Source organism: Streptococcus infantis (genome assembly GCF_015546995.1).
GTDB classification, from domain to species: domain Bacteria; phylum Bacillota; class Bacilli; order Lactobacillales; family Streptococcaceae; genus Streptococcus; species Streptococcus infantis_J.
Genome location: NZ_JADMUH010000033.1, coordinates 1 through 7,945, shown reverse-complemented (window position 1 = coordinate 7,945; position 7,945 = coordinate 1). Strand labels below are relative to the sequence as shown.

Genomic DNA, 7,945 nt, shown 5'->3' with positions numbered 1-7,945 from the left:
AAAAAGTAGGTTTTTTTTACGGAAATAACTAGTCAAGCGCTTTATTTTTTTGTATAATAGAGTTAGAAAAGTATGCAAAGAAGAGAATAGCATGATTACACTATTTTTATCACCGAGTTGTACATCATGTCGTAAGGCAAAGGCCTGGCTTGATAATCATAAAGTGCCTTTCCAAGAGCACAATATTATGACCAGTCCTTTATCAAGAAAAGAGTTGCAACAAATTCTTTCCTTGACCGAAAACGGTACCGATGACATCATTTCAACTCGTTCAAAAATTTTCCAAAAGTTAAATATCGATGTGGAAAATATCTCGGTGACGGAGTTGCTTAGTTTAATTGAGCAATACCCTAGTCTTTTGCGTCGTCCTATCATTATTGATGATAAGCGTATGCAGATTGGCTTTAATGAAGATGAGATTCGTGCATTTCTTCCTCGTAGTTACCGTAAGCAAGAATTGAAAGAGGCTACATTGAGAGCTGGTATTAATTAGATGAATAAACAGTATAGTTACCCACTAGATTTGTCGTGGAGCACTGAAGAACTTGCTTCAGTGCTTTCTTTTTTTAATGATGTTGAAGCTGCCTATGAAACCAAGGTAGAAGCAAAACAACTATTAGATTCCTACAAGGTATTCAAATCAGTTGTGCCTAGCAAGAGCGAAGAAAAACGTTTGGGAAGTGAGTTTGAATCAGTTAGTGGATACTCTTTCTACCGTGCAGTCCAGTTGGCCAAAGAAAAAGGAGAAGGGAAGATTTCACTTGGAAAATAAATTTACATTTGCCAAAGAAATTGTCAGGGAAGCTGGGGAATACATTCTCCAGCATATGAAAGAAGATCTCCATGTTGAGAGTAAGTCTTCCCCTACAGATTTGGTAACTAAGTTAGATAAAGAAGTTCAAGACTTACTTATTAAAAAAATCCGTTCTCGCTATCCAGATGATCTATTTTGTGCAGAAGAAGGCTGCATGCGTGCAGCAGTAGGACAGGGTTGTGTATGGATTATTGATCCTATTGATGGAACTAACAACTTCGTAGCACAAGGCGAAGATTTTGCCGTTATGCTGGCCTATTTTGAGGAAGGTGTTGGTAAGTTTGGTATTATCTATGATGTCATGAAAGGTGATTGTTACCATGGTGGAGGAGACTTCCCGCCCTGTCGCAATGACGAACCTTTGCCACTCTTTAAAAAGAAACCCTTGAGAGAATTTTTGGTGTCTGGTAATTCTGGAATGCTAGCGACTAACGAATGGGGCTTAGCGGATTTGGGAAATGCTGCACTTGGGACACGAGTTTATGGCAGTGCCGCTATTAGTTTTGCCAAGGTGCTTTCAGGTCGACTTTTAACTTATATCACTTATTTACAACCTTGGGATTATGCGGCTGCAAGTATCCTAGGTGAGAGTTTGGGTTATAAGGTTTTTACGATTGCTGGTGAGGAAGTCGATTTTCAAACACGACAGGCCGTTATGATGGTGCCAGTCGAGATGAAAGATGAGATTCAATCCTATATCTATGAAAGGAAATAAATCTACATGCAATTTCCAGATGGATTTGTAAAAAAATACGAAACAATATTGGGAGATGAGGCAAGAGCTTTTCTTGCCTCTTTTGATGATGAGGCTGTTTCTGCTTTTCGTATCAACCCTTTAAAAGAAAGACAGCTTTCTTTTTCAGATGCAATTCCCAATACACCCTGGGGCTACTATGGGAAGGTTTCAGGGAAATCACCAGAACATGTAACTGGCTTGGTCTATTCACAAGAACCTGCCGCACAAATGGTCGCTCAAGTAGCCCAGCCAAAGCCAGGTATGAAGGTCTTAGACTTGGCAGCAGCTCCCGGTGGGAAATCCACTCAACTGGCCTCCTATCTTGCAGGAGAAGGTCTTCTTGTTTCAAATGAAATTTCAAGCAAACGGTCAAAGATTTTAGTTGAAAATATGGAACGCTTTGGTGCGACTAATGTCGTTTTGACCAATGAATCAGCAGACCGTTTAGCCAAGGTTTTTAAAGGCTATTTTGACCTGATCGTTTTAGATGCACCTTGCTCAGGAGAAGGGATGTTTCGTAAACAACCTGACGCTATGGATTATTGGAGTGAGGATTATCCTAGTCAGTGCGCTAGTCTACAACGTGAGATTTTAGCAGATACAGTTACTATGTTGGCTGATGGCGGTCGACTTGTATATTCTACTTGTACTTGGGCTCCAGAAGAAAACGAAGAAATCGTCCAATGGTTACTGGATAGCTATCATTTTGAATTGATTCCAATCCAACACATCAATGGAATGGTACCTGGGATTGATTTACCTGAAACAGCTAGAATGTACCCTCATCACTTTAAGGGAGAAGGTCAGTTCGTGGCCCATCTTCAGTTTAAAGGTCAAAACAAGGCTGGAAAGTTCAAGCCTTCGAAGACGAATCTCAGCCGTGAACAGTTGAGTTTGTGGCAAGATTTTGAGAAGAAGCATTTAAAAGAAAAACTGCCAGGAGTCCTACAAGTTTTTGGAGACCAGCTTTATCTCTTGCCAGAAGTCCTACCCGATATAGGAAAACTCAAAATAGCTCGTAATGGTCTTCATCTTGGAACTTTTAAGAAAAAACGTTTTGAACCAAGTTTTGCTCTTGGCTTAGCTTTAAAACCAAGCCAAGTCAAGCAAGGAGTCGAAATTCATCAAGAAGACTTTGTCAAATATGTAGCTGGTGAAACGGTCCAATTAGCTGAAACTCTTCCAAATGGTTGGTACCAAGTTTTGGTTGGTGGAAATGGTCTAGGTTTTGCTAAAGTAACTGGGAATACTCTAAAAAACTATTTCCCTAAGGGCTTGCGATTCAGGTAAAAAACTAGTCAAAGCCTCTATTCTATGTTATAGTGGAAGTAAGGATGATTTTGTAAAATACATGAAAATATTCAAATCTTCCAATCTATTCACCATTATTTTCAAGGAGACAAATAGTGAAAAAAAGAAAAAAGCTTGCCCTATCTCTTGCAACTCTTTTGCTTGCTGGGTCGCTAGCGGGGTGCGCTAGTTGGATTGATCGTGGGGAGTCTATGACTGCTGTTGGGTCAACTGCCCTCCAACCTCTAGTGGAGGCCGCGGCAGATGAGTTTGCATCTGCTAACATTGGCAAAACTGTAAATGTTCAAGGTGGTGGTTCTGGTACAGGTCTGTCTCAAGTTCAATCAGGAGCAGTAGATGTTGGCAACTCTGATGTTTTTGCGGAAGAGAAAGATGGTATTGATGCAACAGCCTTAGTTGACCATAAGGTTGCTGTTGCGGGTATAGCTGTTATCATCAACAAAGAAGTAGATGTTGATAATCTGACGACAGACCAACTTCGACAAATCTTTACAGGTGAAATTACCAACTGGAAGGAAGTCGGCGGTAAGGATTTAGCTATCTCTATTATTAACCGAGCTGCGAGCTCAGGTTCTCGTGCTACCTTTGACAGTGTGATTATGGATGGAAAATCAGCGGTACAAAGTCAGGAGCAAGATTCAAACGGTATGGTGAAGTCCATTGTTTCTCAAACCCCTGGAGCTATCTCATACCTAGCCTTCGCCTATGTTGATGATTCGGTTGGGACTATCAAACTCAATGGTTATGAGCCAATCTCAGAAAACGTTACAACGAATAACTGGCCTTTGTGGTCTTATGAACATATGTATACACTTGGTGAGCCAAATGAATTGGTTGCCGAATTCCTAAACTTTGTCCTTTCAGACGAAGCTCAGAATGGAATTGTTAAAGGAATGGGTTATATTTCTGTCAAGGAAATGAAGGTTGAAAAAGATGCTGCAGGTACTGTGACAGCCATAGAAGGGAGCCAATAATGAATCAAGAAGAATTATCAAAAAAATTGCTCTCTCCTTCAAAAAACTCTCGTCTTGAGAAATTAGGAAAAGGGCTAACCTTTGCCTGCCTATCTTTGATTGTTATCATTGTTGCAATGATTTTGATCTTTGTAGCTCAAAAAGGTTTGTCCACTTTCTTTGTCAATGGTGTGAATATCTTTGATTTTCTTTTTGGTGCAACTTGGAATCCGTCAGGTAAACAATTTGGTGCCCTTCCAATGATTTTAGGTTCCTTTATTGTTACCATCCTATCAGCTCTTATTGCAACACCATTTGCCATTGGGGCAGCAGTCTTTATGACAGAAGTATCACCAAAAGGGGCAAAGATTTTGCAACCTGCTATTGAACTCTTAGTTGGGATTCCTTCAGTAGTATATGGATTTATCGGTTTGCAGGTCGTGGTACCATTTGTACGTACTGTCTTTGGTGGAACAGGTTTCGGTATTTTATCAGGAATTTTCGTTCTCTTTGTTATGATTTTGCCGACTGTAACCTTCATGACAACAGATAGCCTACGTGCAGTTCCTCGTCACTACCGTGAAGCTAGTTTAGCCATGGGAGCGACTCGTTGGCAAACTATCTGGCGTGTAACCTTGAAGGCTGCTCGTTCAGGTATTTTTACGGCTGTAGTCTTTGGTATGGCGCGTGCTTTCGGTGAAGCCCTTGCAATTCAGATGGTTGTTGGTAACTCAGCAGTTGTTCCAACTTCATTGACGACACCAGCAGCGACTCTGACCTCTGTTTTGACCATGGGAATTGGTAATACCGTTATGGGAACTGTTGATAATAATGTTCTTTGGTCACTGGCCTTAGTATTGCTTTTGATGAGCTTGGCCTTTAACAGTGTCATTAAACTGATTACGAAAGAAAGAGGAAAGAAAAACTATGCACGCTAAGAAATTAGATAAACTTGCAACAGCTGTCCTCTACACCATCGCAGGAATCATTGTGACCATTCTAGCTTCCTTGATTCTCTATATCTTGGTTCGAGGCTTGCCACATGTTTCTTGGTCTTTCTTGACAGGAAAATCATCCTCATATCAAGCAGGTGGCGGTATTGGAATTCAGCTTTATAATTCCTTTTTCCTTTTGGTGATTACCTTATTCATCTCTGTGCCTCTATCAATGGGAGCTGGAATTTTCCTAGCAGAGTATGCTAAAAAAGGTCGTATTACCAATTTCGTTCGTACCTGTATTGAAATCTTGTCTTCTCTACCATCCGTAGTTGTGGGACTCTTTGGTTACCTCATCTTTGTAGTCCAGTTTGAGTATGGATTTTCCATTATTTCTGGTGCCTTGGCTTTAACAGTCTTTAATCTTCCACAGATGACTCGTAATGTTGAAGATAGTTTGAAACATGTTCACCATACGCAACGTGAAGCTGGTTTGGCGCTTGGACTTTCTCGTTGGGAAACAGTCCTTCATGTCGTTATTCCTGAAGCTCTTCCTGGAATTGTAACGGGAATCGTGCTTGCTTCAGGTCGTATCTTTGGTGAAGCTGCAGCCCTTATCTACACAGCAGGTCAATCTGCACCGGCTCTTGACTGGTCTAACTGGAATGTTCTCAGCGTAAGTAGTCCAATCTCAATCTTCCGTCAAGCAGAAACCTTGGCTGTTCATATCTGGAAAGTCAACAGTGAAGGAACTATTCCTGATGGAACACTTGTTTCAGCAGGTTCTGCTGCAGTGCTCCTAATCTTTATCTTAATCTTTAACTTTGGAGCACGTAAACTCGGAAGCTATCTACATAAGAAATTAACCGCTGCCTAAAGGAGAAGCCATGTCAAAATATAATTGGGATGAAAGGCATATCATTACTTTTCCAGAAGAAAAAGTGGCCCTCTCTACGAAGGATTTACATGTTTACTACGGTAAGAATGAATCCATCAAGGGCGTGGATATGCAATTCGAAAAAAATAAAATTACGGCCTTGATCGGACCGTCAGGTTCTGGGAAATCAACCTACCTACGCAGTCTCAACCGTATGAATGATACCATTGATATTGCTAAGGTTACAGGACAGATTCTCTATCGAGGTATTGACGTTAACCGTCCTGAAATCAATGTTTATGAAATGCGTAAACACATCGGAATGGTGTTTCAACGTCCAAACCCATTTGCTAAATCAATCTACCGTAACATCACCTTTGCACACGAACGTGCAGGTGTTAAGGATAAGAAGGTCCTTGATGAAATTGTAGAAACCTCACTTCGCCAGGCAGCCCTCTGGGACCAGGTCAAAGATGACCTTCACAAGTCTGCCTTGATGCTTTCAGGTGGTCAGCAGCAACGTCTCTGTATCGCACGTGCTATTTCTGTAAAACCAGACATTCTCTTGATGGATGAGCCGGCATCAGCCTTGGATCCGATTGCGACAGCTCAGCTTGAGGAGACCATGTTGGAGTTGAAGAAGGACTTCACCATCATTATTGTGACCCACAGTATGCAACAGGCTGCGCGTGCAAGTGACTACACTGGATTTTTCTACTTGGGAGATTTGATTGAGTACGATAAAACGTCAAACATTTTCCAAAATGCGAAGCTACAGTCTACCAATGACTATGTAACTGGACACTTTGGTTAGAAAGGAAACAGTATGACAGAACCGATTTTACAGGTCAAAGACCTGTCTGTTTATTACAACAAAAAGAAGGCTTTGAATAGTGTTTCCTTATCTTTCCAACCCAAGGAAATTACCGCCCTTATCGGTCCATCTGGATCTGGGAAATCAACCCTGCTCAAGGCTATTAACCGAATGGGTGACCTTAATCCTGAAGTGACGACAACTGGATCAGTGGTTTATAATGGGCACAATATCTATAGCCCTCGTACTGATACGGTTGAATTACGTAAGGAAATCGGAATGGTTTTCCAACAACCCAATCCATTCCCAATGTCTATCTACGAAAATGTTGTTTATGGACTAAGAATTAATGGAGAGAAAGACAAGCAAGTCTTGGACGAAGCTGTGGAGAAAGCTTTACAGCGTGCTTCAATCTGGGATGAGGTCAAGGATCGCTTGCATGATTCAGCTATTGGACTTTCAGGTGGACAGCAGCAACGTGTCTGTGTAGCCCGTGTATTGGCGACTAGTCCAAAGATTATCCTCTTGGATGAGCCGACCTCAGCCTTAGACCCTATCTCGGCTGGAAAAATCGAAGAAACCCTATATAGCCTTAAGGACAAGTACACCATGCTATTGGTTACTCGTTCCATGCAGCAAGCATCTCGAATCTCTGATAAAACAGGCTTTTTCCTCAATGGAGATTTGATTGAATTTAACGATACCAAGGAAATGTTCCTCTATCCACAACATAAGGAAACAGAAGATTACATTTCAGGTAAATTTGGATAAGGAGAAAAAGATGTTACGATCTCAATTTGAAGAAGATTTAGAGAAATTGCATAACCAATTTTACGCTATGGGACAAGAAGTTCTTTCCCAAATCAATCGTACTGTACGTGCTTTTGTCACCCATGACCGTGACTTGGCTAAAGAAGTCATCGAGCAAGACGCAGAAGTCAATGAATACGAATTGAAACTTGAAAAGAAATCATTTGAAATCATTGCCCTTCAACAGCCGGTATCACAAGATTTACGTACAGTTCTAACAGTTCTAAAGGCTGTTTCTGACTTGGAACGTATGGGTGACCACGCTGTATCCATTGCTGAGGCAACCATTCGTATGAAGGGTGAACAACGCATCCCAGCAGTTGAAGAAGAAATCAAAAAGATGGGACGTGATGTTAAAGATTTTGTAGAAACAACCCTCGAACTTTACCTAAACGGATCAGTTGACAAGGCCTATGAAGTTGCAACAATGGATGAAAAAATCAACCATTACTTTGAAAATATTCGTGATTTGGCAACTGAAGAAATCAGAAAGAATCCAGATGCTATCGTCACAGGTCGTGATTACTTCCAAGTGATTTCATACTTGGAGCGCATCGGTGACTATGCAAAAAATATCTGTGAATGGGTTGTTTACTTTGAAACAGGTAAGATTGTCGAATTATAAAATTGATTAAATATACAGAAAAAGGAGCTGAATAATGAATAAACGCTTCTTTTTTTGTTTAAGAAAATGA

Annotated in this window: 10 protein-coding genes; all 10 read left to right on the top strand. The window is 40.9% G+C overall.

Translation table 11 applies throughout. The features are described from left to right. The first annotated feature begins 91 nt into the window (after window positions 1-91). A complete protein-coding gene (locus tag I1J71_RS08395; RefSeq protein WP_195184427.1) occupies window positions 92-493 on the top strand; it encodes a Spx/MgsR family RNA polymerase-binding regulatory protein in 402 nt (133 codons plus the stop codon). Further along, a complete protein-coding gene (locus I1J71_RS08390; protein ID WP_195184426.1) occupies window positions 494-772 on the top strand; it encodes a UPF0223 family protein in 279 nt (92 codons plus the stop codon). After that, window positions 762-1,529, top strand: coding sequence for an inositol monophosphatase family protein (locus I1J71_RS08385; RefSeq protein ID WP_195184425.1), 768 nt, complete (start codon window positions 762-764; stop codon window positions 1,527-1,529). The genes I1J71_RS08390 and I1J71_RS08385 overlap by 11 nt, the downstream gene beginning before the upstream one ends. Before the next feature lie 6 nt (window positions 1,530-1,535). Next, window positions 1,536-2,840 carry an RsmF rRNA methyltransferase first C-terminal domain-containing protein gene (locus tag I1J71_RS08380; protein ID WP_195184424.1) on the top strand — a complete coding sequence of 435 codons (1,305 nt, stop codon included), beginning with the start codon at window positions 1,536-1,538 and terminating at the stop codon, window positions 2,838-2,840. A gap of 116 nt (window positions 2,841-2,956) precedes the next feature. Further along, window positions 2,957-3,835: a phosphate ABC transporter substrate-binding protein PstS family protein gene (locus I1J71_RS08375; protein ID WP_195184423.1), complete on the top strand. Its 879-nt coding sequence runs from the start codon at window positions 2,957-2,959 to the stop codon at window positions 3,833-3,835. Then, the gene (gene pstC, locus I1J71_RS08370; protein ID WP_006148223.1) at window positions 3,835-4,752 is read left to right on the top strand and encodes a phosphate ABC transporter permease subunit PstC; all 918 of its coding nucleotides are present in this window, start codon (window positions 3,835-3,837) and stop codon (window positions 4,750-4,752) included. Before I1J71_RS08375 ends, pstC begins: the two co-directional genes overlap by 1 nt. Next, window positions 4,742-5,626 carry a phosphate ABC transporter permease PstA gene (gene pstA, locus I1J71_RS08365; RefSeq protein WP_004252556.1) on the top strand — a complete coding sequence of 295 codons (885 nt, stop codon included), beginning with the start codon at window positions 4,742-4,744 and terminating at the stop codon, window positions 5,624-5,626. Before pstC ends, pstA begins: the two co-directional genes overlap by 11 nt. A gap of 10 nt (window positions 5,627-5,636) precedes the next feature. Beyond that, complete coding sequence (gene pstB / locus I1J71_RS08360) at window positions 5,637-6,440, top strand: phosphate ABC transporter ATP-binding protein PstB (protein WP_195184422.1); 804 nt, start codon at window positions 5,637-5,639, stop codon at window positions 6,438-6,440. 12 nt (window positions 6,441-6,452) lie between these two features. Beyond that, window positions 6,453-7,211, top strand: coding sequence for a phosphate ABC transporter ATP-binding protein PstB (gene pstB / locus I1J71_RS08355; RefSeq protein ID WP_006148225.1), 759 nt, complete (start codon window positions 6,453-6,455; stop codon window positions 7,209-7,211). A gap of 10 nt (window positions 7,212-7,221) precedes the next feature. Next, entirely contained in the window at window positions 7,222-7,875 is a 654-nt protein-coding gene (gene phoU / locus I1J71_RS08350; RefSeq protein WP_004252561.1) for a phosphate signaling complex protein PhoU, read from the top strand. Window positions 7,876-7,945 lie beyond the last annotated feature (70 nt).